Origin of the sequence: Clostridium sp. FP2 (assembly GCF_011065955.2) — a bacterium.
Classification (GTDB): domain Bacteria; phylum Bacillota; class Clostridia; order Clostridiales; family Clostridiaceae; genus Clostridium_AD; species Clostridium_AD tagluense.
This window is the reverse complement of the sequence record NZ_JAAMNI020000001.1, coordinates 5,037,970-5,063,893: the sequence shown is the minus strand read 5'-3', so window position 1 is coordinate 5,063,893 and position 25,924 is coordinate 5,037,970. Positions and strand designations below refer to the sequence as shown.

The window sequence follows — 25,924 nt, the reverse complement described above, 5'->3', positions numbered from 1 at the left end:
GTATATTATATGTATGATAATCATAATAAAATTGAAACTAAGGAGATTTACTATGAACATAACTATAATTTGCGTAGGAAAAATAAAAGAGAAATATTTAAAAAGTGCTATAGATGAATATACAAAAAGACTATCTAGATACTGTAAGCTCAGCATAGTTGAGTTAGGTGATGAGAAAACCCCAGATAATGCCTCTGAAAAACAAGAGGTTTTAATAAAAGAAAAAGAAGGTGAGGCAATACTTAAGAGCATAAAGGATAATATGTTTGTAATTGCTCTAGAGTTAAAGGGAAATATGCTATCCTCTGAGGAACTATCTAATTTCATAATGGATTTGGGCGTCAAGGGTGAAAGTAATATAGCTTTTATAATTGGAGGGTCCTTAGGGTTATCTAAGGCTGTTTTAGAAAGATCAAATTACAAATTATGCTTTTCAAAGATGACCTTCCCACACCAATTATTTAGGGTTATGCTACTGGAACAGGTTTATAGGGGGTTTAGAATAATAAGTGGGGAACCGTACCATAAATGACGTAGGCTTTTCTGTGTTGTACAAATGATTCACTTGCATTAGCCAAACCCTTGACTAGATATATCGAGGGTTTTAGTGCATTGTATGAGCTCATAATCTTGATTGTAAAATACCAAAGTATGTATAATAGGTGTAAATCAACAGAAAATCTGGGGGATAAGTAATGAAGCATTTTATATTTTTCTTTCACATTCTATCATTTTTAGTAGGGTTTACTGGAATTATTTTATCAGTCTTTACCTATATAAAGTATAAAACTAAGGTTATCAAACACTATATTATTTTTATAACTGCACTTACAGTAGTATTATTAGTTCAGACACTAATTTCTTATAATATCATAAATGCGGTACAGTCTTTAAGTTTAAATGTAATTTTAAATATGGCATCCTATTTAGCTGTTGGCTGTATAATATACTTTTTACCTTTATTTGCTCATGAATTTGCTATGAAAGAATGGACAAGCAGAAAAAACGTTTTTTTCAAGCAGTAGCCTTTCTGCCAATTTGTTTATTGTTTATATATTACATATCCCCATATAAAAGCCTTATGAATATATTATCTAGTAGTATTTTATTTTTAGTTATATTTTATACTTTAGGTTTTATATATTTTAATTTTAAACATATAAAATCGGAATTTAAAAAAAGGTTTTAAAGTTTTTCTTAATATTTACAGTGATTTTTTTCCGTATATGTATTTAGATGTTAGATCAAATCAAATTGCAATTTTAAGTAAATTATTTCCATATGGACTTTTATCTGTTCCAGCATTCTATATGTTGTGGAACTTATTCAGCATATATTTTGGAGTGAATTACTTTAAGGATAATATATATAAATTTTATAATTTAGAGAATCAGAAGGATGCAAAAGAAGTTCAGGATAAACAGAAACATTTTTTTGAGAAGTTTAACATTACTAACCGAGAAAAGGAAATAATATTACTTCTAATTAAGGGATACAGCTATAATCAATTAGCTGAGGAACTTGTAATTTCGCTAACTACGGTGAAAACACATGTGCACAATATATATAGAAAAGCAGGAGTAAAAAATAAAATTCAGCTGATTAATCTTATTAATGGGGAAGAAATCCAGTAAAATAAACGTATCATACAAAAGGTGTAGAGATATTTTTATAAGATCATACTATTTCTTGATAGTTTTTAAAGCTCTTTCTTTGTATTATAAACTTAGTAAAATAAAGTTTGTAATATAAAGGGAGGTTTTTATAATTGTTAAAGAAAATTAGATTCATGAAAAAATTTATTGTTATTGTCTTAACATTAGTATTTATTTCAATAACGTGCATAGAAACAAGGGCAGCTGTGGCATCCACGTCAATTGATATAAAGGAAGTAGAAAAATTTACAGATGACTTTTTTGGAAAAAATATAAATAAATATAATGTGCCTGGTGTTGCAATTGCTTTTGTTAAAGATGGGCAAGTTTCCTTTATGAAGGGATATGGATATTCAGATGTTGAAAATAAAATAAGTGTAGATCCAGAAAAAACAGTGTTTAAACTAGCGTCTGTAAGTAAGCTTTTAACGGCGACAGCAGTAATGCAGCAGTATGAAGAAGGTAAAATTGATTTAAATAAAGATGTTAATGAATACCTTAAAAATTTTAAAATTAAAGATACTTTTAAGGAACCTATTACTACGAAGAGTTTGTTAACTCATACCTCAGGTTTTATTCAATCTAATATAGGAATTGGAACCAGAGATCAATTTAAAATAAAAAAATTAGGAGACTATCTAAAAACAGCAATGCCTAAAAGAGAATACGAACCAAATCGTTTCTTCTCATATTCCAATCAAGGAATGTCTTTAGCTGGACATATTGTTGAGAACACATCGGGTAAAAGCTTTGAAGATTATATTGAGGAAAGAATATTTAAGCCTCTTAATATGGAAAATAGCAGTTTTAAACAGCCTATTCCTAAAGATATGGAACTTAATAAAGCGGTAAGCTATGGCTATTGGACTCAAAAGAAAAGTTTGTTTAGGACAGAGCCAACGTATGATCAGTTAGGGCCTTCAGATGGATGTTATACAACGGTTAGCGATATGTCTAAATTTATAATTGCAAATCTTAATGGTGGAAAATATAAGGGAAATCAGCTTTTAAAGGAAACTACTATGGAAGAAATGCATAAACAGCAGTTTACTAATAATGTTAAAATGCCAGGTCAAGCTTATGGATTTTGGGAAAGCTTTGAAAATAATAAAAGGGGATTATTCCATACTGGAACTATAGATGGATATGCAAACTTACTTTATATGATGCCAGAAGAAAATGTAGGATTTATACTTTGTTATAATCTAGCAACAGATAAGCTCCGATCAGAATTTTTAACAAGTTTTTTAGATAAATTTTATCCTGTGACAGATTCTAAACCAGTGATTCCTTTAAAGGATTATAAGGAAAGGGTTAAGCAGTATGAGGGTTTATATTGGGGCGTGGATAAACCTAGGGATACTATAGATAAGCTGGAAGTCTTAATGTCGGATGGATTGGTAAGAGCCAAAGGAAATGAGAATGGTAGCTTAAAACTTATGAGTTATTATGGAGAAAATATGGGAGATTATATTGAGATAGAACCAGGGATATTTAAAAACGTAAATAGTGAAGAAATAATAACCTTTAAAGGAAGCAGTCATACGGAAAATAATAGCTATTTATATGTAAAGAATAATGTTTTTATAAAAGTAAAATGGTACCAAAATCCTGCCCCATCCATTATTCCTGCACTAGTTTCACTGATTGTTATTATAGTTAGCCCTTTTATTTTGGTATTTGCTTTTATTAGAAAGAAAACTGAAAATAAAAAAAGAGGTAGTTTGGAAAAGTATGCAGCATATATAGGCCTTTTTGCATCAACCCTAATACTTATATTCTGTGGTGTTACCTGCATTGTTACTTCAAAATTAGGTAAATATGCTTTCATGTTTGGAATATCCCTTAGTTTAAAAATAATTTTAATAATTCCTGTACTGCTTTGCGGCGTTTCATTATGTTTATTAGCAATTAGTATACTAGCATGGAAAAATAGTTATTGGGCACGGTTTAACCGCTGTTTTTTTATCATATATACTGTAGCAGTGGTGATGTTTTTGATGTTTTTAAAATTTTGGGATATGATAGGAATTTAAATAGGAGTAGGTATTAGGCATATTCAAAAAATAACTAGTTAATTTGCTAGTCTATTTCAGATGCCTTAAACAAATGGCGATTGCTTTTATGAAAGTTTGGGGGTTTAGAATTGTATGGTGAACCGTACAATAAATAAAATTATTTTTTATCTCAATACAACTTCCAGTTATCCATATAATATGAAGCTGATGTAGTCACAAAAAAACACCTAAATATTGAATAAAATTTAGGATAATGAATAGTGAACCATATCATAAATAAAGGATGATAAGAAATATTTAGGGTAAGTTAGAATAGGATTTAATATAAGATAATCTAATTAGAAGTGTTATCAACAATTAATTGATAAAAGAACGGTATTTGGTGTAGCAGGTGTATATTTCAATGTAGGAAGTAGTAAGCCTATTATTTCTACGTATCCTGGAGGAGATAGCAATATGAAAAATGAACTATGGAATGATACTGAAGGATTGGTGCAATTTTATTAATGCTTAATTAATAAAGTTAGACTTACGTATTAAGGTAAGTCTAACTTTATGATGTTATATTCTAGATTGATAAAAAGTAACTTCTAAAGGATTTCTATCAATTAATCGTGGAAAATTATATTTTGGATATCCTATCATAACAGCACCTGTTATTTTTTGGCCTTTAGGGATATTGAATAATTCAAGCATTGGGGAATCATCATTAAGAGCAATCTTTTCAAAGACACCAGCCCAACAAGAACCCAATCCAAGTGTTGGAGCATATAATTCCAGATATGCTAATGAGAAAATAGAATTTTCTCTACCTCGTGTGAAATCAGCATCAGCGGTTGCTAGAATAAGACAAGGTGCTCCACGTAAAACAGTGTCAATTCCCTTACTGTGATAAGATTCAATATAGTGATGGAATCTTTTGGTTAATAACTCATCGTTAGCTAGTTTTTCAATAGTAAGTTTAATAGCCTTATCAAGTATATTCCTATCATCTACAATTACATAGGATATTCCTTGCAGATTACTTCCAGTAGGAGCAAAGTGAGCAATATTAACAAGTTCAATTAATTTTTCTTTTGGAACTGTAGTTTCTTTATAGGATCTAATTGAACGCCTAGAGCGAAGAAAGTTTTTAGCTTCTTCAGAACTTAATTTTGGAAAAGCTTTTGAGCTAATTTGATTAGTTAATGGAGTTTTTTTGTTATCAATAGCTTCTCTAGGACAAATAGCTACACAATGACCGCAGGCAATACAGTTTTCGGGACAAATTTCTTCAGGACCATTTTTTCCAAAGCTTAATACATTTTCTGGACATTCATTTACACAAAGTCCGCATTTTATACACTTGTCTTGAGATATAGTTATTAAATTCATAATTGATTCTCCTCGGATAATAAGTTTATAGTTAGTTGATAACTCTATATAGTTATTTATTTTTTATTTTTGTACAAAGTATAGATTAAAATGTCTATTTTATCTGAAGGGGTATTCTCCCTAGAATATAAATACTGATTTTTTTATGGTTTATTTTATAATTTGAATTTAAAGAAATATATTGTCATGATTTTTTTCCTGTTTTGTAAAGAATAATTGCTATAATTTGAGTTGCCATTCCAAAAATGCAAACCCCATACCATCCAAAATGGGAATAGCTGTAGGAACCTAAGAAGGAACCAACTGCTCCTCCAAGAAAAAAGCTGACCATATAAATAGTAGTGAGTCTATTACGTGTTTTCTCGTTTAAGGCTTGTACTATTGCTTGATTTGAGACATTGCAAGATTGTACTCCTAAATCAAGAAAAATAATTCCTAAAATAAGTCCCCATATCTTAAAACCAAATATAAAGAAGAATAAATAAGAAATTATAACTACAATTATACTTATACCTATTGCAAATCTAGGACCTCTCTTATCAGCCATTTTCCCAACTATTGGAGCTGCAAGAGCACCGCTAATACCAACTAATCCTAATAGGCCAGCTGCTTCAGACCCCATATTGTAATGAGAGCTTTCAAGCAAAAATATAAGGGATGTCCAAAATGCGCTAAAAGCTGAAAACATAAGGGCACCATTAAGAGAAGTTTTTCTTAAAATAGGCTCAGTTTTTATCAAATATATCATTGATTTTAATAACTCAGTATACTTAAGATCAGAGACAGGTTTGCATAAGGGTATTAATTTTCTTAGAATAAACATAAGAATCAGCATCATAATTGCTGCAATAAGATAAACAGTTCTCCAACCAAAGTAGCCGCCTAAAATTCCACTGATTGTACGAGAAATTAATATTCCAATTAATAAACCGCTCATAATCATTCCAATTATTTGACCTCTTTGTTTTGGATCTGATAATTGTGCAGCTAACGGAATAATTAGTTGAGGAATAATAGAAGTAAAGCCAACAGCAAAAGAAGATAAGGTGAGGGTGAAGATATTTGAAGAGAAAAACATACTCATAAGTGCAATTATTGAGCATAAAAGCATTATGATAATTAATTTTCTTTTTTCTTTTATATCTCCTAAGGGTAATATAAATATCATTCCAACAGCATAACCTATTTGTGTAAGCATTGCTGCAAAACCTATACTTAATTGATTAACATGAAAAGTTTTAGCTATGTCAGCTAGTAAAGGCTGGATATAGTATAAATTTGCCACAGTAGCGCCACAAGCTATGGACATAACTAAAATTAATAAACTGCTCAATGGAGTAGGCGTAGCTTCTAAATTTTTTGAGGTAGAATTGGTTTTTATAATAGTATTACTTGCTTGACACATTTTAAAATCACGTCCTTATAAAATAATATTTTTAATTGAATAAAGAATTAGAATAAGAATTGAATGGAAATTTCACTATCTCAAATAACGACATTAATATTCTAATGCTTAGGTAAAATAATAATTTAGCGAATAAAATTAGTGAACATCTTTTCTTCTCTTTCTGGTTTATTTATAATCCCTTGTCCGTTTTCCACAAGTTTCATAAGCCAAGCCATATTTTTACCTAGTATCCGCATTATTTGTATTCCTTCTTCGTCTTGCATTACCTCACCTGGTAATCGTCCATTAATAACATTCCAATAATTTGAAGTAGGGATTAGCATTTCAGAATGGTTAATATAATTATTTAATTGATCGAAGGCTGGAATTCCGCCAGCACGTCTTACAGCTACTACTGCAACTCCGACTTTATGTCTTAGCATACTATCATTGGCTTCTGCTACACGAAAAGCTCTATCTAAAAATGCTTTCATTGTTCCGGCAATTGCTGAATAATGTACTGGTGAGCCAAAGATTATTCCATCAGCATCTTTCATTTTTTCAATCCAATCATTAACTGGATCAGTAGTAATAGCACATTTCCTGTTTTTATTTTTTGTACAATATCCACAAGCAATGCATCCTCTGATAGTTTTATTTCCTACATGGATTATTTCTGTTTCTATCCCTTCTTTTTCAAGTTCCTCTATAACTATTTTTATTCCGTGATAAGTATTGCCCTCTTTAGTGGGACTTCCGTTAAAAGCTATAACTTTCATTTATTTTTCCTCCTTATATTTAAAACTATTTATACACATGATTAATTACACAGGGGTTGATTTGACTAGCATTTTAGTTATTATATCAATTAAGTACTTCAATAATTCAAATTTTTTCTCAAACAACTTAATAAAACTGAACGTTTAGTTTATAAATATATAATATACTAAACGTTCAGTATTGTAAATAGTTTTTTTGAAAAATAAAAAAATATTTATTCAATTTGAATTTAAGAATTTTTAAAACGAAATCGATGATAAGTGGTCATGAAAATTGAACATTGAAAATTGACAATTGATAACTGAAATATATATAGTATAATATACGTATAGTTTAGTAAGTAGATTACTATAAATTAATTACAATGGAGGTAATTATAATGGAGAAAAAGTTGGGACGTCCGCGTAGTGAAAAAACTAAAAAGGCCATTCTTACTGCTGGATATGAGTTATTGCTTGAAAATGGTTTTGGAGCGGTTACAATTGAAAAAATTGCTGAAAGAGCTGGAGTTAGTAAAGCTACCATTTACAAATGGTGGCCGAATAAAGCTGCTGTTGTTATGGATGCTTTTTTTGATGCTGCTGTTGTGAGACTTCCAATACCTGATACAGGATCAACTATTAATGATATTATAATTCAAGTAAATAATTTAGCAAAATTTCTAATTAGTCGAGAGGGAAAGGTAATTAATGAGGTAATAGCAGAAGGACAATATGATCAAAAGCTTGCTGAAACCTATAGAACAATATATTTTAAGCCTCGTAGACTTGATTCACGATATATTCTAGAACGTGGAATTTCAAGAGGAGAACTAAAGGAAGATTTGGATATAGAATTAGTTATGGATTTAATTTTTGGCCCATTATTCTATAGATTATTAATTACAGGCGATGTGGTTGATGAAGATTTTATAAAGAATTTAATAAAATATGTATTTGAGGGAATAAAATAAAAGTTAATATTAATGGCAACTTAATGAAATATTGAGAGGAAGAGAATTGATTTCACTTATGAGGAGATAGAAGAGCTTTAAATGTTTTGAACAATTAAAGAAGTGTTATCACTTGCTACTGATACGATGAACCGTATCACAAATAAATGAGGTTTTTATAAATATTTAAAAAGGTATGGAACTAAATTTAATTCTATACCTTTTATGCCATTATTTATAGTTTTTTTTGTGGATCGAGTAGTAAAACTTTAAGCTCACTAAAATTAGAAATCTCATAAGTAGGTTTTATTGATGTTCCATTTACAATTTTATTAGGGTTATACCAACATGTATCTATACCAAAGTTTATTCCACCTTGTATATCAGAAGTCAAGCTATCCCCTACTATCAAGACTTTACTTTTATCAGTATGTTTTATATTTTTTAGAACATATTCAAAGATTTTAGGATTTGGTTTTGATATTAATATTTCTTCAGATATTACTATAGTCTCAAAATATTTTGCTATAATAGATTTTCTGATTCTTCTATCTTGGACAAAGGTAAGACCATTAGTTACTATGGCAAGTTTGTAAGACTTATTTAAATTCTCTATAAGATCTATACTATAATCATATAGAAATGATGCATCGGCTAAATGTTCTATATATGACTTTGCAAAATTAGTTTCATCAAAACTTACATTTAATCGATCCGATAATCTTTTAAATCTTTCTACCTTTAATTTCTCTTGTGTAATAAGTCCTTGTTCAAATTCTTTCCATAGAACTGTATTTATTTCTTGATAAATTTTTAAATGATAACTTTCATCATATTTTATGTTAAACTTAAGCAATGTGTTTTTAAATGCTTTTCTTTCAGATTTTTTAAAATCATATAATGTTTCATCTGCATCAAATAATATCACTTCATATTTCATAATATCTCCTCCAAATTTTATATAAATAATTTAATTATTAAGTAATTTAAGTTGCTTTTGTTTATAGTTTTCATCAGATTTTGCATTAAGTATAATACCTATTAAAAATAGGATACATCCTACTATCGTCCCTATAGAAAAAATATTTAAGTATACATAGTCTATAATTGCACTTGTAAGCATTTGACCTATAAAACGAAGTATAACTGTATATACTGTGGATACTTTATGAACTATAACATTAAATAAATATGTTGTTAAAACTCCTATAGCGCCACCTAAAAAATAAATTAAGGGAATATTTGATATGGAAGAATAGCTAGATATAGGATTTATCATAGTAAAGCATAAAACAAGAGAGGAGATTGTAGCTGTTAAATAATTTATAACTACACTATTTACAATACCTATTTTTTTAGACAATTCTCCATTTAACATCATGCTTATAACAATTAATACTCCTGTCAAAAATGAAAAAAATATATACATTATGTGCACCCCCTATAAGATAATCATAAAAATTAAGCCTATTATAATTAGTGAAAAGCTTAATAGTTTTTCTTTTCTTAGTTTAGTAACTTTCATACTAAATAAGCCGAAATGGTCTATTAAAGTAGATAGTACAAGTTGTCCAAATAACCCCATACCTGCGGTAAGTGTTATCCCTATTTTGGATGAAGATAGATTATTCAAGAATATAACTAAAACACTTAGTACACCTGGTATAAGAAGAATAATAGGTATTTTATTGAATTTAGGAAGTTTATTTTTTCCTACTATGGATACTAGTAAAATTAATAGAAGTCCTAAGACGTGGTAAATTAATGTACTAATATATAAACCTATCTTTTCTGATAGAACGCCATTTAAAAATATCATTATAGCAAGAAGAATACCGTTTAAAACGGCTAAATTTCTATACTTATTCAAATTCATTCACCCCTTTACAAGTCGTTATAAATAGAATAATATATTTATAACAATTAGAACATGACATTAGTCATGTTAGGGAGGGTTTATGAGAAGAATTTTAGATGTTAAGATTTTAAATCAGTATATTATAAAGCATAATATAGAAAGGATTTTTGATGATGAAATATTAAAATATGTACAACTTCATTTCTATGAAAAAGAAGAGCATATATTAGAATCAGGGGAAAATCTTAAATATTATTATTTACTTGTGGATGGTAAAATTAAAATTTATTATCCTTTTGAAAATGGAAAATCAATGTTTTTAAAATTCTATAAAGATTTTAATACTATAGGGGATTTAGAACTTTTAAAAGGTATTCCTATACTTTGCAATATTGATGCAGTAGAAGATACTTATTTGATAGCAATACCTGCAGCTATACTTAGAGGAAAGTATTTCAATAATATAAAGCTTTTGAATCATTTGGTAGATTCTTTGAGTGAGAAGCTTTGTGGGACGATTAATAACAGCTCATATAATTTTGTATATCCACTTATTAATAGATTATCTAGTTATTTAGTTGAGCATTTGACAGACAAGAATTATATAATTTTGAATTCATCATATTTAGAAATTGCACAATTTTTAGGTGCAACATATAGACATTTAAATAGAACTCTTAAAGAAATGGAATCAAAATCAATTATAAAATGTGATGATAAAAAAATATATATATTAGATATAGAGCAACTTAAAGAATTGTCTAAAAATATGTACATAAAATCACTTTAGAATATAGTTTGAAATAATTTTATATGATTAAATTTGTTAGGAAAACCTGACTTGCTACTGATACGGAGAACCTTACCACAAGTATTTCGATTTAATTAAACAAAATAAATTTACAAAATAAGTATAGTTGTATTGAAAATATGATAGAATGATTAAAATGAATTTGATTTTCAAGGAGAGAGGCAAATGTACAGACCAATTTAATACACAATAAAATTACAAGATATTTCAAAATTAACCTTTAAAACAAGGTTTTTTTGCTATGTAATTTTGGAGGTGTATTAAAATTGAATAAAAAGGCTAATATTTATTTAATGTACATTATTGTATTCCTACAGGGATTTGTTTTTTATGGACCTATTGCTACATTGTATAGGCAAAATAGAAACTTATCTTTGTCTAATATGTTTTTAACTCTTCACCATACGGAATTCGCCCATCTTCTATAAGTGGGTGGTGAATAGTATTTTTCCCCCAAAGGTTTGATATCTTTCAGAAAAAAAAATCTAAAAAATTAAACATATATTATTCACATGGATTGGGGGATACTATACTATAAATATTTTATAGATGAAGTAGGTGAAACTATGATTAATAAAAATAAAGGTTATAAATTTAGATTAAAGCCAAATAAAGAACAGAGTATATATTTAGAAAGAGCTTTTGGTTGCAGTAGAAAAATGTATAACACCTATGTTGATATATTATATACTCAACTAGAAAAGCAAAATTTCATAAATGGAAAAATAGTCTACAAAACTATTAAATTACCTACTCCGGCTACTATAAAAAAGGATTATGATTATATGAAAGAAATTGATAGTTTAGCTTTTGCAAATGTTCAACTTGATTTTAGGGATGCTATAAAAAAATATAATAATGAAAGTGATGGCAAAACTTATACTAAAAAAGCTAAAAAACAAGTTAAAACATTAGGTAGAGAATTAACTTTCAAAGACTTAAAGGGTATGCCTAATTTCAAAAGTAAGAATAAAAACCAAAATTCTTTCAGTACGAATAATCAAAATGGAACGGTAGCTATAATAGATGATAATTCTGTTAAAATACCTAAATTAAAAGAAGCTATTAAGTTTGTTAATCATAGGCAATTACCTCAAAATAGTATAATAAAAGGTGCTACAATATCAAAGGATTGTAAGAACCATTATAATATAAGTATTCTAATAGAATATTATGTTGAAGAAAGACAAACACCTTCAAATAATATTTTAGGATTAGATTATTCACAGCATGACTTTTATGTAGATAGTGAAGGTAGGAAAGCCAACTACCCTAAATACTACAGAAAATCAGAGGAAAAACTAAAAAAGCAGCAACGGAAATTAAGTAAAAAAATATTAAAATCTAATAACTGGATTAGACAGAAAAAGAAAATATCTAAAATCCAAAACAAAATTTCAAACCAAAGATTAGATTGGTTGCATAAAATATCTTATAGATTATCTGAAAATTATGATGTAGTAGTAGTTGAGGATATAAACCTAAGAGCAATGGCACAAACATTGAAATTAGCTAAAAATCTTAATGATAATGGGTTTGGTATGTTCAGAAATTTTCTGAAGTACAAGTTAGAAGATAGTGGAAAACAATTTATCAAAATAGATAAATGGTATCCATCATCTAAAATTTGTAGTAATTGTGGAAATATCAAAGAGAATTTGCAGTTATCAGATAGAATATATAAATGTGAATGTTGCGATATAATTATAGATAGAGATTATAATGCAAGTCTAAATATAAAAGAGGTTGGTTCTACCTTGATCGCATGGTAAAGTTGTCTTCATTAGAAGGCATTACCCATGAAGCTCCCACTTCTAAAGTGGGGGTAAGTTCACTAGAGTCTATATCTTGGATATTAATGATTATTTTTGAAGTCCCATGGGGATGGTTTGCAGATAAATTTGGGTACAAAAAAACGCTTGTTATTTCAAATTTTATATTTTTCATATCAAAAATAGTTTTTTATAAAGCAAATTCATTTGGGATGTTCTTTTTAGAACGAGTGTTATTATCAGTGTCTTTAGCTGGAATTTCAGGGTGTGACATCGCTCTACTTCATCAGCTTTTATAACTTGCGTAATTATGTGTATTCTTGCTTATATATTATTGTTTGTCTATAAGAAAAAAAGCATCAAGGAAATATTACAGGTAAAATAAAGATAAAATGATAAAAGTTGTAGTACAATAAAGAGAGGCAAAGTTAAAATAAGGTGAGTGCTAAAAGTATTATCTTTCAATTTGGTGAGTTAATTTTTTTATAAAGGAGGGATATTTATGAAAAGAGAATATTTGGAATTGAAAACATGTCGTACTGAAAAAGCAGAATTTATAAGGGGAAGAGAATATGTTGTACTTGGTACAACAAGTGAACAGACATATGAATATGAATGCGAAGTATTGCCTTGTTATAGGATTGTAAACGAAAGGGGTGCTGTGGAAATAGTTGTGCCTGACCAAATTTTCTATCCAACCAATAGGTTATTGCAATCCATAAAAGACGTAGTATATTTAGGTATTCTAGATATAGATAGTTTAGTGGAGGGTGAAATATATTCTGTGTTTAAAATGCATGAAGAAAAAGGGGAACTTGTTTATAGCATATTTGATAATTCAAATAAACTAAAAACATATCCTACATCCTTGTTTGTTTCAGAGGCTGAATATCTTAAAATGACTAAAGAGGAACTTTCCGATTTTAAGAAAGCAAAAACAGAAGAAGTATTAGAATTTGAAGATTTGAGAAAAAAAGAGGAGCAAAAGGTCTTAGATGAAAAATTAGAATTTGAAAATGCTAAAAAAAATGAGATTCAAAAATCTTTAGATGAACAAAACAAGCTACAAAATATAAAGGATTTGAATAATCTTGAAATAGAAAAAATTAAAAAGATTATAAAAGTTTTAAGACCAAATATAGTACAAAATACTACTAGCCCTTCCATTAATGAAACCTCTAAAATTACAAATAAAATTAATAAGATCTTAATGTTTTTTATTATTGGATGTTTTATAACAGTTGTTTGTTCAATATTTGGTAAGGCTTTATTAAGTTCAATAATTAATATGATATATTTAATTGCAGGTGTGTTAACTTACGTATATTTAAAAAATAATTTACCTGAAAGTTTAATTAAAGATATCCCTAAAAGTGAAAAACCTGATAAAAAATCCCTAAATTTATTGGTGAGCTTTAATGATGATATATTGTTGAAATTAAAAAAAATCGAATTAAATTTATTGATTTTGGAAGGTGGAACTACTGTAAGTAGTGGGAATGTTTCACTAATAAAAGAATCTGTTTCCTTTTGCTTAGAAAGTTATAAAACCAAAGATACTAATTTATTAAAAGATATATCTGTATTTTTAGATAAAACCCTTGAATATATATATAGCTTGATAGACGGGAATAATTCAGAAGAATTATATATAGAAAAGCAGGTTTATGAAAATGTATCTTCTATTATAAACAGGAACACTGATATTTTCGAACTTATGATTTCGGACAATAAAGAAATTAAAGAAATATTAAATAAGGGAATTAACCCTATGGAGTAAACAATTATTATAATTGGATGGCTCTTAATAATATTCATTATTAAGGGCCATCCTACATTTTCAGCAAATTTAAATATAAACTTGGGCATTTTTACGGATAAGCAAAATTTAAAAGCAACTTTTAGTTGTCAAAAATGTTACGTTTAATTGGTAGAAATATGATTGTTTTATTAGTAGACTTATTTAGGGGTGATTAAACATGAGTTTTCAGGAACAATTGCAAATACTTAGAAAAGAAAAAGGATTATCACAAGAAAAGTTAGCTGAAATGCTAGGTATATCAAGACAGGCAGTTGCAAAGTGGGAAGTTGGACGTTCATATCCTGATATTGCAAAATTAATTGCATTAAGTGATTTTTTTAAAGTAAGTATTGATAAATTAGTTAATGATTATGAAGAAAATTGCCGTTTATCTATAGAACAGAATAAGGCTGATTCTATAAATGAAAAAATAATAGAATTTTTACGCACAGCAAAAAGATCTACATATGCAGGAAAGGGTGCGCAGATTCAATCTTCAAGGCCTAATTCACATGATTTAGAGTATGTAGAGGGAAATCTAAAATATATTGATACGTATTTAGGGGGAGAGCAGTTTATCGGAGAAGAAGCCTTATGGAAGGATGATATTCCGTTTTGGTCAATGAATTATACGGGCAGAATTATAGGTGAGGGATTTTCAGGAAATTTTTTAAAAGAAGCCTTAAGTTTAGTAACAAAAGAAAATCCATATCGCGGACCTATGGTATACCAGAATGGACAATATAAATATCATTGCATTGTTAATGGAGAATTTAAATGGTTTCAAGGATATGAGGAAATTTATTTTGATGATACTAAGGTATATGAGTGCTTTTTTCATGGTGGAACTATTAAATAATAGATTAATTCAATGTAATCTTAAGTTAAATTAATATTAGTAAAGGAGAATGTATAATGATTTTAAATAGAAATGATAAATGCTGGTGTGGAAGTAGACTAAAATATAAGAATTGCCATTTGGACTTTGATAAAAAACTAGAAAACTTGAAGAATGAAGGCTGCATAGTACCAACAAGAAATCTTATTAAGAGCAAGGAGCAAATTGAAGGGATAAGAAAAAGTGCTAAAATTAATAATGGTCTTCTAGATTTGGTTAGTGAGAATATTAAAGAAGGAATGACTACAGAAGAAATTAATAAATTAGCTCATGAATATACAATATCCCAGGGTGGAATTCCAGCTACTCTTAATTATGATGGATTTCCCAAAAGTATTTGTACATCAATTAATGATGAAGTATGTCATGGAATACCAAGTAAAGATGTAGTACTTAAAAATGGTGATATTATAAATGTTGATGCAACTACTATTCTTAATGGATATTATTCAGATGCTTCAAGAATGTTTATGATCGGAGAAGTAACTGCCAAAGCGAGGAAGATAGTAGAAATAACTAAGGAATGCTTAAATAAGGCAATAGAATCAGTAAAACCTTGGGGCTTTTTAGGTGACATAGGAGCAGTTATTCAAGAATATGCAGAAAGTAATGGATATTCAGTAGTTAGAGATTTTGGAGGGCATGGAGTTGGATTAAATATTCATGAGGAGCCATTTGTTTCTCATTTTGGAATTAGAGGAACAGATATGATTTTAGCACCAGGGATGGTATTTACCATTGAACCAATGATAAATGGCGGAAGTCATGAAATATTTATAGATGAAGATAATGGATGGACAGCTTTTACAGCTGATGGATCTCTTTCAGCACAGTGGGAGCATACGATTCTTGTAACTGAGGATGGTATAGAGATAATATCAAAATAAATAATAATTAAAATCTTGTACAAGACTAATTAAGCTTTGTACAAGATTTTTTTACGTTAAGCACACTTATAGGAGGCTTGGATGTTTTGCCTCCATCATTGAAACTATTAACTAATTAATTGGTTGAGGGTTTTTAAGAAAAGTTTATACTTTATTTATACTTAGTTTAGGAAAAATCTAGGATTATATTTTACAATTAGATTATTGGAATATTAAAATATAAATAGAGAAATATTTTTCTTAATAAATATGTAAGAATTATGGTAAGTGTTTTGTAAAAAATACCTTGTATAATTATTTATAGAGTGAAGTTGATAAGTTTTAAAATATGGGGGGGAATATCTAAAATGATCAAAATAATGTTTGCAATGAATATTCTAGTAATAATAACAGCATTACTTTTTTTTATTATGGGAATAAAGTATTTTAAAAATGATAAATACAATAAAAGATGTATGAAATGTATACTTGGGGGTACTAGTATTACAGGAATATGTATTATTATAGGGGCCTTACTTTTTGTACCAACCTTCTTTCCGATATAAAAATAAGGTTTGGTAAATAACAACTGCTATAATGGTAAATACATTTCGTATTGCTCAATTGGGTCTTTTTGGAAGTGTAGCTTTCGGAGGAAATCTTCTAATGAGGCGTTGCTTGGCAGGCATATAGTCACTTTTTCTAGATTTTGAGCCTGGGCTGCTTTTTGGATCATACTGCGTCCAAGACCCTGATGGCGGCAGTTTGGGTGGACCCAGAGGAAGTTGATTTTACCTTGTGAGCTCATGGCAATTAGGGCCACTTGTCTATCAGCATGGTATGCACCAAGGAGAGATTCATGTGTGCTGGAAGCATAGTAGGGCGTGTCACTTTGCCAGCTGATGTGGCAGTCTAAGAGTGATTTTCTAAAGGACTCCAGTTTATCAAAGGTGACCTGCTTCACAATGTATGGTAGTGTATCGGTGGGTGAAGCTATTGTTTGTATCATGCTGGAGTAGTATTTTAGTGTGTAAACATGTTTATAACCACAGTTTTCATAGAACTTCACGGCCCTGTGATTATCTTTTATTACTTCAAGGAATAATTGCTTGCATTGGAAAGTAAGCGCAGTGGATTTATGCATTTCAAATAACTTCTGGCTAATGCCTTGACCTCGATAGTCTGGACTGAGGCAAAGGGTGCCACAGCGCAGGGTAGCTAAGCCATCAAATACTCGGATGCCACTGAGAATCAAACCGATGGGATGGTTCTGATCAAATGCCATAAAGGATAGATTTAGTGCGTTGCCTTCAGGACCAAAGAATCTAGCTTCGAAGTCATCCTGGCTCATTGTTAGCGGGAGGATATAGTCTGAGAAGCCAAGGCTAAAAGCTTGGAATATTTCGTTTATAGTTACATCAGTGCAAGTTTTATAAGTAATCATAATCACTTACCCCCTTAAATAATTGAGAATCATATTAATGTATTCAGAGATTGTAGCTTCATTAATCTTAATGCCCATTACAGCATCAGTGAATCCCACACCATCTAGTGATGTAATAATGAGATAAACAGCACTTTTTGTGTTTAAATTCTGACGGAACTCACCATTTTGAATGCCTTCCAAAAGGAGTTGTTCCAAATCCTCTTCAAATTTTTTGTAGCGTACTTGGGCAATATCGTTTTTACAGGTGCTCCTTGACATTATACTCCAAAATTCCGTGGTAAATCTAATGCCCATACAAACGCTCTCGGTTTCAAGACTATCCAGAAACCAGCGTAGATAGAGAGTTACCTTCTGCGACGCGCTCTCTATATCAGTCATTTCATGAAGTACATTACTTCTCATTTGAAAGCGCTGCTGGGCAATTGCCAGGAAAATCTCTTCTTTGCTCTTAAAATAAGTGTAAAGACCTCCTTTACTGATACCGGAATGTTTAACAATATCCTCCATAGAGGATTGGGAATACCCTTTTGAACTAAAGACCTCAAAAGCCTTGTCTATAATTTCTAGTTTCCGAAGCTGAAATTTTTCTGAACTTATTTTTGGCATATTCATCCCTCCATAAAAACGACCAGACGGTTTTTATTATATTATAAAACAAAAATAATATAATATCAATATTAATTTTTAATTGAATATGGAAAAATTTATAAAATGATTGATATTATAAGGTAAAGGATGTATACTCTATAGTGGAAACTATATAAACTAAATGAGTTTCCACTACGGGGGTGAGTATATAAATATGAAAGATAACGTATTTTCTCGAAAAGAGTTACTATTTTTAATTACAATAAGTTTAGCTTTAGGAATTAGGCAAATGGCAATGACTATGGTTATGCCTTTTATTTCAACTTACAGCAAGACTTTAAGCTACAGTAATGCAACCTTATCTGGATTAGCATTGGGTATATTTGGGCTGACTCAAGCTATTTTTCAAATACCTTTTGGTATATGGAGTGATAAAGTAGGAAATAAACCTGTTCTTTTAATTGGGATTATGCAAGTAATAATAGGGTTAATAGTTGCATTTTTTGCTAAAAGCATATATATGCTTATCTTTGCAAGGGCTTTGCAAGGAAGTGGAGCTGTAATTGCCACTGGATATTCATGGGTTACTGGTAGTGTAGATAGCAAAAAGCGACCAAGGGCTTTAAGTATTGTAGGAATATTTATTGGCTTTTCAGCAGCGGCTTCTTTTGCTTTAGGACCTTTAATTCACAACTATTTATCAGTAAGACAGATGTTTTTAATATGCGCAATCTTGATTTTCTTAGTATGGATTATTATACTATTTTTTCTAAAGGAGACTTATGACTTAAACTCTTATGAGATACCAGAAAAACAAATTAGTACAAGAGATAGCATTAGGGTATTATTAAAAAATAAAACATTTTTAGCACTTAACTTAGCAGGGTTCTTTAATAATTTTATAATGGTTGCAGTATTTTATGTAGTACCTCAATATCTTGACAAAATTACAGGTATTAATGGCATGTGGAAGATTTTTATGCCGGCAGTAATTATTGCTATAATATGTATGCGAAGAGCTATTAAATTTGTTGAGAGCGGATATAGTTCAAAGTTGATTGCTGTATCATTTATGATAACTGCTATAGGTATATGTTTTTATTTTAATAGTAAATCATTTTATTTTATATTGGTAGGTACTATACTATTTATGACAGGGTATATTTCTTTATCTACGATAATACCTTCTGTAGCAAATGATATTGCAGAAAATAGTTATAGAGGTACTGCAAATGGAATAATAAATAGTTTTCAATATATCGGCTCTTTTTTTGGAGCAGTGATTACTGGTGCTCTATGGAATAACCATGAAAATGTTGTATTACTTTTAATAATAGGAATATCTATAATGGGTGTATTTACTGTAAAAAAAACTAAAATTAACAGTTCAATGAATTAAATAAAAATTAGATTGAGGATGATAAAATGAGAGATATAATAATGAAAGTTGCTTCTGAAAAGATACAGATATATGGTTTAAGAAAATTTACTATGGATGAAATTGCTTCAGAACTTAAAATTAGTAAAAAAACTATCTATAAGTATTTTAAAAATAAAGATGATATTATAGTTGAATATTTTAAAGACATAATAGAAACTGATAAAAATGACACCCTTGAGTCTGCAAAAAAAGACTGTCCTTTAGTAGAGAAGTTGAATTCTATAGTTTATTCTTATCATAAATACAAATTACCGGTTAATGTATTAGATGAAGCATATAAATTTTATAATGATGAATGGAAGAAAATTCAGCAATTAAGGGATTTTAAATTAAATCTTATTGAAATTACAATAAAAGAGGGGATGAAAGAAGGTTTTTTAAGAAGTGACATTCAACCGCATATGATTACTTTGATGTTGGAAGGTATTAGTAACACATTTTTAGATTATAAATTCTTAAGTAAAAATGATATGACCATGAAAGATGCTATGAATGATGTGATGACAATATTATTATACGGGATTTTAAAATAAATTAGGTTTGTAGTGTATTAATAGCTATATCAGAAATAACTTCATATGTATTTAATTATTAATTATGACAAAAATATGTTATATTGTAAATATAACATATTTTTATAATGATAGGTGTATTTATAAATTAAAGATCAAATATCAATAAATAGAAATGGAGGATATTTAAATGAATATCCAAAACTATACTTAACTATATATTTGATTATTTCTTGTCAAAAGCTTTGGATAAAACAAAACTTGAGGTATGGGAATCCAATGAACGTGCAGTAAAGCTTTATAAATCTTTTGGTTATAATGAAGTGAAAAAGAACTTGATGTTTCCAAGGATAATCCTTTAACTACATTTACAGGCAAGTCTAGTGACTTCAAAATTTAATATGAATAATATATAAAGCAATAAAAGTTATATATACAAACAAATGGAGGAATTATGAATAAAAAAATATTATTAATTGCACTAATTTCTATGAGTGTTTTTACAGCAGGTTGTACAAAACAAAAGGTTGCAGAATCACAAAGTCAGCCAACTATCAGTATGCAAACTAAAACAGATAATACAGCAAAATCAACTATACCAAATACTTCTACTAGTAATTCAACAAGTACTGCAACAGCAAAATCAACGCCTAATAATAGTTCTACTGTTAACAAAACAAGCACAGTAACGAAAGAATCAACTACCAAGGGTAACACTACAACTAATTCCACAGGAACAGTAAAACAACCACAAGAAATATTTTATGGTCAGTGGGTTATTGAAAAACCATTAGCATATGGGCGAGTTGGAACTTATGGAAGCGATAATATTACACAATTGATTGGTAGAAAATTAAGTTTTTCAAAAGAAAAAGCAACTTGTTTTGGGGAGACGATAAAGGATTTAGATAATGTTGTTATAAGCCCTGTATATAAAAAAACTGTTGTTTCAAAAGATGACTTTGAAGCTGCGAGTCCGGCTATTACCTTTGATAAATTAGGTATAAAAGCTAATTCTATTATCCAAATTCAGACTACTGATTCAAAAGGTAATGGGTGTACTTTCTTTATTAAAGATAATAAAACTTTAATTTTAAGTGGTGGTATGACGTTTTTTCAACTTGTAAGATAAAATACTAGCGATATTGGTCATCAGTTTTTATAATAATTTTTTTGGGGCAAATGATAAAGATTAGCATTAAGGAAAAATATTTTCTTTGGGAGATGAATTATGTTAAGAAAAGTTACTGGGGAAGATTTTCAAAAGCTATTTACTTGGGTTAATGATGAAGAGGTAAGAAAAAATTCAAGGTATACGGAGGAGAAAAATTTAGAAGAATATAAGGACTGGTTTTTTAAGGCACTAAAGGACAAAAACCTTTTTATGTTTATTCAAGTGGTTGATGAAAAAGATGTTGGACAAGTAAAACTTGAAATTTCACAGCAAGAGATAACATTTAACTATAGCATTGCTAAAGAACATAGGGGTAATGGATTTGGTACTGCTACAATTAGAGATGCCCAAAGATTTATAAATGAAAATAAAGATTTTTTTACTGCTAATAGCAAGTTAGTTGCATATATTAGGGAAGGTAATATACCTTCTTGCAGAGTGTTTGAAAAACTTGGATACATAAAAGTATTTCAGTGTGAAGATTATGTGAAATTTCAAAAAAGTGCAGTGTGAGTTGTTAGAGTGTTTATGATTAGGCAAGGTAAAACGTACCATAAGTAATATGGGCTACCCATAATAAAAATTTTGTTTTCACCACTTGACCTTCGCCTAAGGTGAAGGTTTACACTATAAATAAGTTAGGGATTAAGATTAAAACTTACCCTCTAAAAAATACATTTATATGAGGTGTGGCAATGGAAATAAAGTATAGTATTAAAGAAGTGGCAGAATTGTTTAACATAACAACAAATAAGATTCGATTTTATGAAAAGAAGGGGCTAATAAAACCTACAAGGGATGAAGAAAATAACTATCGCTACTATACAGAAAAGGACCTAATAAAAGTACAGACTATTCTTATGTATAGAATATTAAATATACCCATAGAAGATATTGAAGATATAATCAAGAATGATTATAAGAATAATGTATTAAATCACTTTTATAAGCAGTGGGAAATCATAAACAATGAAGTCCATAGAGCAAAACTTATTCAAAATTCGCTAGAAGAAATAATGGATACAATTTATGAGGCAAATGATGAAAAATATCATATGAGTATTATTGAATCAATTAAAAAGATGAATGAGATATATAAAATAAAAGAAAACTGGAAGGATAAATGGGATTTTGATGGGTGGGCAAAAAACTATGATAAGGACGTAAAAGGGGACAGCGGTAGTTTGAAAATTTATAAAAACTATGAAGTTATTTTAGATATGGTTTTCAAAAAAGCAACCTACAATATAGATAAAGAAGTAGAAATATTGGAAATAGGTGTGGGTACTGGTAATCTTGCAAATAGATTTTTATCAATAGGACTGCATATTACTGGACTAGATCAATCCAGGGAAATGCTGAATGTGGCAAAAGAGAAATTTCCAAAGTTAAAACTGAGACTAGGAGAATTTTTAAAGCTACCCTTTGAAAATAATACTTTTGATATTATTGTATCCACCTATGCATTCCATCACTTGAATGAGGAGGAAAAAACCGTTGCTATTAAGGAAATGTTAAGGATTTTAAAAAATGATGGAAAAATAATCATTGGAGATCTTATGTTTGAAAATGAAAAACAGAAACATAAAATTATGAAAAACCTCACAAGGAAGCAAATTGATGAAATTGAAGACGAGTATTATTCAAACATTGAGTTATTACAAAATGAATTTGGAAAGTATGGTAAAACAGTGGATATGTTTCAAATTGATGAGTTCAATATTGTAGTTGAAGTAGCCTGAGTAAAAGTACAGGCTACTTTTTCATTACATAACTATCTTCATATACTTCCTTGTAGTAGCAATAAAATAAACAATATATACTGCTATAAAAATAAGTATGCTTCTGATAGCGGGTACTATTATGTTGTAATTCATAAGTTCGCTTAAAACGGACATTGCGACGCAACTATGAATTATGCCCACAATTAAAGGTAGCAGATATGACATTCCTATTTGCCTAGCAGTAGCTTTGAAAATCTCCTTCTCTGTCATTCCAAGCCTTTTTAGCAAAACATATTTATCTTTATCTAAATAGGCTTCGGATACAAGTTTGAAATATATTATGCTCCCTGTTGCAATTATGAAAACCAGTGCAAGGAAAGCTCCAAGAAAATAAATTATCCCGAAAATACTGTAAGAAGATGTATCTCTACTCACATTTACACGTAAAGAATCTTTAATTGAATTAGTTGTAAATAATTCATGTAAAGAAGATATATTCTTACTCACCTTTGAACGCAAAGGCTCTTTAGGGGAGTCAATTTTGTATAATTCCTGTTTTAGCAATTTCATAGTGTCTGTTTTATTTATTTTTATTCCATTAAACTCATATATGTGAGAAGTAGCTCTAAGCAAATTATAGTCTTCATCATTTAATATTAGACACGCCATAGGTATACCAATACCAAAAATAGGAGTTTTAAGTGAATTCTTTATGGTGTAGTCTTTACTATTTACAGAAGCTTTTTCGTTTTTATAAGCATAAAGACTCATTACCACAGTAGGTGGGGATACATATAATATTTCACCTTTGGACAAGGTCTCTTTTTTTAAATCATTCATATTATTTACTTTTAGGTCAGAACTTATTTTTATAAAATCTGAATATTTTAAGGCTACTGTTTCTTCAATGGGCAATTTATTTTCTACATAAATATGAGGTTTTATAATAAGAAATTCAGTGTTTTCTTCAAGGATTATATCTTTTTTATATTCTTTTAACTTGTCTCTTACCTGCTGCTTAACTGTATTATCAGAAGAAACATAGGAAATTTCATAAGGAGCCTGTATATAATCTCTCATTCCAACAAAATACTTAAGCGAGGCCACTGTTCCATACGAAGTTAAAGTAATGGTAGCTAATATGGCAACTGCCGCTAAAGTTCGATAGTTATTTTTAATTCTAAAGGCAATATTAGACATGCACACTATATTTATTCCATTATATAATATTTTCTTTCTATTTATTATAAATTTCATTATTATAGAATACACAGAGCCAAAAAACCAATAGGTGCCTATTACTACAAATATAATGGCAAGAGGTAGGTTCCTAATAAAATGCATACCAATAGCATTTTTTGCAAAGTAATATCCCACCAGTATGAATATTATAGAAAATAAACCTTTTACATAATTAACTTTTGGAAGTCTTTCTTCTCGTTTAGACGCATTAAACAAGTCAATTAACTTACTTTTAGATATATTTATATAACCTAAAACTGCATTTATAAAGAAAATTACAAAAAATGTGATGGCAGTTTCAATTATTGCTTTAGTAGATATGAAAAAACCTATTTTCATATTTAATATAGCCACTTTAGCCAGCATCATTAGAAATAGCTTACAAAATACAACTCCAAGTAAAAGTCCTGTAGCCGTTGCTACTATACCCATAAAAATAAGCTCTATAGAATAAATAAGAGCTATTTGAGCATTGGATACTCCCATAAAAGCATAAATGCCTATTTCCTTTTTTCTTTGATTTAAAAAGAAAGAACTTGAAAACCAGATAAAAAATATAATAAATAAAAGGAGCAAATAAGAAACTGAAATTGATACACCGTTAATATAATAACTGGTTTCATTGGCTTTTTGAAAATCTGGGTTATATTTTAGTGCTACGAAGTTGTAGAAAACAAGTACAGAAAAAATCATAGACATTATATACAGGCTGTAAACTTTTATATTTCTCTTAAAATTATCGAAAGCTATACTGAAGGAATTCATTAAAAATCCCTCCTGTTTTCTTCACTTTGTCCGTAATAATCTGTACCACCACTCATGGATGCTCCCATGTCCATAATTCTTTGGAAAAACTCTTTTCTTTCTCCGTTTTTATGGAGCTTTGCATGAATCTTACCATCTTTTATAAACATTATTCTTCTACAGTAGCTGGCAGCAAAGGCATCATGAGTCACCATTATTATAGTAGTTTTAAATTTCTCGTTTAGCTGCGTAAGACATTGCAGAAGTTCTGCAGATGATTTCGAATCCAATGCTCCTGTAGGCTCGTCTGCAAATATAACAGAAGGTGAAGTTATAAGTGCCCTAGCTGCGGCGGTTCTTTGCTTTTGACCTCCTGAAAGTTGATACGGATATTTGCTCAGATGATCCTTTAACCCTAAAAAGCCAGCAAGTTCATTTACCTTTTTTAGTATTTCAACATGATTTACCTTACTAAGGGCAAGCGGAAGGGCTATATTATCCTGAACAGACATTGTATCCAGTAGGTTAAAATCCTGAAATATAAAACCTATTTTGTTTTTCCTAAAAGATGCAAGGTCACGTCCCTTAATATTTTTCATATCTTTTCCCTCAAAGAAATAACTTCCGCTAGTAGGTTCATCAATGGTGGAAATAATATTTAAAAGAGTGGTTTTACCTGACCCAGAAGGTCCCATTATGCCTAAAAACTCACCCTTTTCCACTTGCAAATCAAGGCCATCTAAAGCGTTGGACATCATACCTTTTAAGCCGTAAACTTTTCTTAAATCTTTAGTTTCAATAACAATACTCATAAAAAATCCTCCTCACAAACTAAAATCTTACCACTATTCTACCTGTTAGGCTCATAGCCTGCCATTGAATATAGGTTACATTTAGTACT

At 29.3% G+C, this 25,924-nt stretch carries 27 protein-coding genes; 17 read left to right on the top strand and 10 right to left on the bottom strand.

Annotation, left to right across the window (positions count from 1 at the left end; genetic code table 11):
- The first annotated feature begins 52 nt into the window (after positions 1 to 52).
- From rlmH to G9F71_RS23950, 4 genes are all read left to right on the top strand, one after another.
- A complete protein-coding gene (gene rlmH / locus G9F71_RS23965) occupies positions 53 to 532 on the top strand; it encodes a 23S rRNA (pseudouridine(1915)-N(3))-methyltransferase RlmH (protein ID WP_124998603.1) in 480 nt (159 codons plus the stop codon).
- A 163-nt stretch (positions 533 to 695) separates the two neighbouring features.
- Positions 696 to 1,025 (top strand): hypothetical protein, encoded by a 330-nt coding sequence (locus tag G9F71_RS23960; protein WP_164949359.1) that lies wholly within the window; start codon positions 696 to 698, stop codon positions 1,023 to 1,025.
- A 201-nt stretch (positions 1,026 to 1,226) separates the two neighbouring features.
- A complete protein-coding gene (locus tag G9F71_RS23955) occupies positions 1,227 to 1,634 on the top strand; it encodes a response regulator transcription factor (RefSeq protein WP_164949360.1) in 408 nt (135 codons plus the stop codon).
- A gap of 134 nt (positions 1,635 to 1,768) precedes the next feature.
- Positions 1,769 to 3,691, top strand: coding sequence for a serine hydrolase domain-containing protein (locus G9F71_RS23950; protein ID WP_164949361.1), 1,923 nt, complete (start codon positions 1,769 to 1,771; stop codon positions 3,689 to 3,691).
- 543 nt (positions 3,692 to 4,234) lie between these two features.
- On the opposite strand, the gene G9F71_RS23945 is transcribed toward G9F71_RS23950, so the two are convergent.
- From G9F71_RS23945 to G9F71_RS23935, 3 genes are all read right to left on the bottom strand, one after another.
- On the bottom strand, positions 4,235 to 5,047 hold the full coding sequence (locus G9F71_RS23945; protein WP_164945119.1) for a nitroreductase family protein: 813 nt from the start codon (positions 5,045 to 5,047) through the stop codon (positions 4,235 to 4,237).
- Between the two features lie 184 nt (positions 5,048 to 5,231).
- Positions 5,232 to 6,452 (bottom strand): MFS transporter, encoded by a 1,221-nt coding sequence (locus G9F71_RS23940; protein ID WP_164945118.1) that lies wholly within the window; start codon positions 6,450 to 6,452, stop codon positions 5,232 to 5,234.
- Between the two features lie 125 nt (positions 6,453 to 6,577).
- A complete protein-coding gene (locus G9F71_RS23935) occupies positions 6,578 to 7,213 on the bottom strand; it encodes a flavodoxin family protein (RefSeq protein ID WP_164949362.1) in 636 nt (211 codons plus the stop codon).
- Positions 7,214 to 7,593: 380 nt separating this feature from the next.
- On the opposite strand from G9F71_RS23935, the gene G9F71_RS23930 reads away from it, so the two are divergent.
- Positions 7,594 to 8,166 (top strand): TetR/AcrR family transcriptional regulator, encoded by a 573-nt coding sequence (locus G9F71_RS23930; RefSeq protein ID WP_164945116.1) that lies wholly within the window; start codon positions 7,594 to 7,596, stop codon positions 8,164 to 8,166.
- Positions 8,167 to 8,380: 214 nt separating this feature from the next.
- Here the strand turns inward: G9F71_RS23930 and G9F71_RS23925 are convergent, their stop codons facing one another.
- The 3 genes from G9F71_RS23925 to G9F71_RS23915 are packed head-to-tail and all read right to left on the bottom strand — an operon-like array spanning position 8,381 to position 10,021.
- A complete protein-coding gene (locus G9F71_RS23925) occupies positions 8,381 to 9,085 on the bottom strand; it encodes a YjjG family noncanonical pyrimidine nucleotidase (RefSeq protein WP_164949363.1) in 705 nt (234 codons plus the stop codon).
- Between the two features lie 30 nt (positions 9,086 to 9,115).
- On the bottom strand, positions 9,116 to 9,574 hold the full coding sequence (locus G9F71_RS23920) for a DMT family transporter (RefSeq protein ID WP_164949364.1): 459 nt from the start codon (positions 9,572 to 9,574) through the stop codon (positions 9,116 to 9,118).
- A gap of 12 nt (positions 9,575 to 9,586) precedes the next feature.
- Positions 9,587 to 10,021 carry a DMT family transporter gene (locus G9F71_RS23915; protein WP_224626577.1) on the bottom strand — a complete coding sequence of 145 codons (435 nt, stop codon included), beginning with the start codon at positions 10,019 to 10,021 and terminating at the stop codon, positions 9,587 to 9,589.
- A gap of 82 nt (positions 10,022 to 10,103) precedes the next feature.
- On the opposite strand from G9F71_RS23915, the gene G9F71_RS23910 reads away from it, so the two are divergent.
- The 7 genes from G9F71_RS23910 (at position 10,104) to G9F71_RS23880 (ending at position 16,717) form a co-directional block, all read left to right on the top strand.
- Positions 10,104 to 10,793, top strand: a complete 690-nt coding sequence (locus G9F71_RS23910) for a Crp/Fnr family transcriptional regulator (protein WP_164949366.1) — start codon at positions 10,104 to 10,106, stop codon at positions 10,791 to 10,793.
- Positions 10,794 to 11,380: 587 nt separating this feature from the next.
- The gene (locus tag G9F71_RS23905) at positions 11,381 to 12,586 is read left to right on the top strand and encodes an RNA-guided endonuclease InsQ/TnpB family protein (RefSeq protein ID WP_164949367.1); all 1,206 of its coding nucleotides are present in this window, start codon (positions 11,381 to 11,383) and stop codon (positions 12,584 to 12,586) included.
- Positions 12,580 to 12,885, top strand: a complete 306-nt coding sequence (locus G9F71_RS23900; RefSeq protein ID WP_164949368.1) for an MFS transporter — start codon at positions 12,580 to 12,582, stop codon at positions 12,883 to 12,885. Before G9F71_RS23905 ends, G9F71_RS23900 begins: the two co-directional genes overlap by 7 nt.
- A 203-nt stretch (positions 12,886 to 13,088) precedes the next feature.
- On the top strand, positions 13,089 to 14,366 hold the full coding sequence (locus G9F71_RS23895) for a hypothetical protein (RefSeq protein WP_164949369.1): 1,278 nt from the start codon (positions 13,089 to 13,091) through the stop codon (positions 14,364 to 14,366).
- A 199-nt stretch (positions 14,367 to 14,565) separates the two neighbouring features.
- Complete coding sequence (locus tag G9F71_RS23890; RefSeq protein ID WP_164949370.1) at positions 14,566 to 15,246, top strand: DUF5680 domain-containing protein; 681 nt, start codon at positions 14,566 to 14,568, stop codon at positions 15,244 to 15,246.
- 56 nt (positions 15,247 to 15,302) lie between these two features.
- Entirely contained in the window at positions 15,303 to 16,172 is an 870-nt protein-coding gene (locus G9F71_RS23885) for a methionyl aminopeptidase (protein WP_164949371.1), read from the top strand.
- 347 nt (positions 16,173 to 16,519) lie between these two features.
- Positions 16,520 to 16,717, top strand: a complete 198-nt coding sequence (locus G9F71_RS23880; RefSeq protein WP_124998595.1) for a hypothetical protein — start codon at positions 16,520 to 16,522, stop codon at positions 16,715 to 16,717.
- 26 nt (positions 16,718 to 16,743) lie between these two features.
- Here G9F71_RS23880 and G9F71_RS23875 read toward each other — a convergent pair whose 3' ends face one another.
- Complete coding sequence (locus G9F71_RS23875) at positions 16,744 to 17,595, bottom strand: GNAT family N-acetyltransferase (RefSeq protein WP_164949372.1); 852 nt, start codon at positions 17,593 to 17,595, stop codon at positions 16,744 to 16,746.
- Positions 17,596 to 17,601: 6 nt separating this feature from the next.
- Positions 17,602 to 18,204, bottom strand: a complete 603-nt coding sequence (locus G9F71_RS23870; protein ID WP_164949373.1) for a TetR/AcrR family transcriptional regulator — start codon at positions 18,202 to 18,204, stop codon at positions 17,602 to 17,604.
- Between the two features lie 196 nt (positions 18,205 to 18,400).
- Between G9F71_RS23870 and G9F71_RS23865 the strand changes: the two genes are divergently transcribed.
- From G9F71_RS23865 to G9F71_RS23845, 5 genes are all read left to right on the top strand, one after another.
- A complete protein-coding gene (locus tag G9F71_RS23865) occupies positions 18,401 to 19,585 on the top strand; it encodes an MFS transporter (RefSeq protein ID WP_164949374.1) in 1,185 nt (394 codons plus the stop codon).
- Between the two features lie 26 nt (positions 19,586 to 19,611).
- Entirely contained in the window at positions 19,612 to 20,160 is a 549-nt protein-coding gene (locus tag G9F71_RS23860; RefSeq protein WP_164945106.1) for a TetR/AcrR family transcriptional regulator, read from the top strand.
- A 433-nt stretch (positions 20,161 to 20,593) separates the two neighbouring features.
- Positions 20,594 to 21,271 carry a hypothetical protein gene (locus tag G9F71_RS23855; RefSeq protein ID WP_164949375.1) on the top strand — a complete coding sequence of 226 codons (678 nt, stop codon included), beginning with the start codon at positions 20,594 to 20,596 and terminating at the stop codon, positions 21,269 to 21,271.
- Between the two features lie 99 nt (positions 21,272 to 21,370).
- A complete protein-coding gene (locus G9F71_RS23850; RefSeq protein ID WP_164949376.1) occupies positions 21,371 to 21,826 on the top strand; it encodes a GNAT family N-acetyltransferase in 456 nt (151 codons plus the stop codon).
- A 182-nt stretch (positions 21,827 to 22,008) separates the two neighbouring features.
- Positions 22,009 to 23,055, top strand: coding sequence for a MerR family transcriptional regulator (locus G9F71_RS23845; RefSeq protein WP_164949377.1), 1,047 nt, complete (start codon positions 22,009 to 22,011; stop codon positions 23,053 to 23,055).
- 24 nt (positions 23,056 to 23,079) lie between these two features.
- On the opposite strand, the gene G9F71_RS23840 is transcribed toward G9F71_RS23845, so the two are convergent.
- Both G9F71_RS23840 and G9F71_RS23835 read right to left on the bottom strand, forming a co-directional pair.
- Positions 23,080 to 25,044, bottom strand: a complete 1,965-nt coding sequence (locus G9F71_RS23840) for an FtsX-like permease family protein (RefSeq protein WP_164949378.1) — start codon at positions 25,042 to 25,044, stop codon at positions 23,080 to 23,082.
- Complete coding sequence (locus G9F71_RS23835) at positions 25,044 to 25,835, bottom strand: ABC transporter ATP-binding protein (protein ID WP_164949379.1); 792 nt, start codon at positions 25,833 to 25,835, stop codon at positions 25,044 to 25,046. Before G9F71_RS23835 ends, G9F71_RS23840 begins: the two co-directional genes overlap by 1 nt.
- Positions 25,836 to 25,924: the final 89 nt, after the last annotated feature.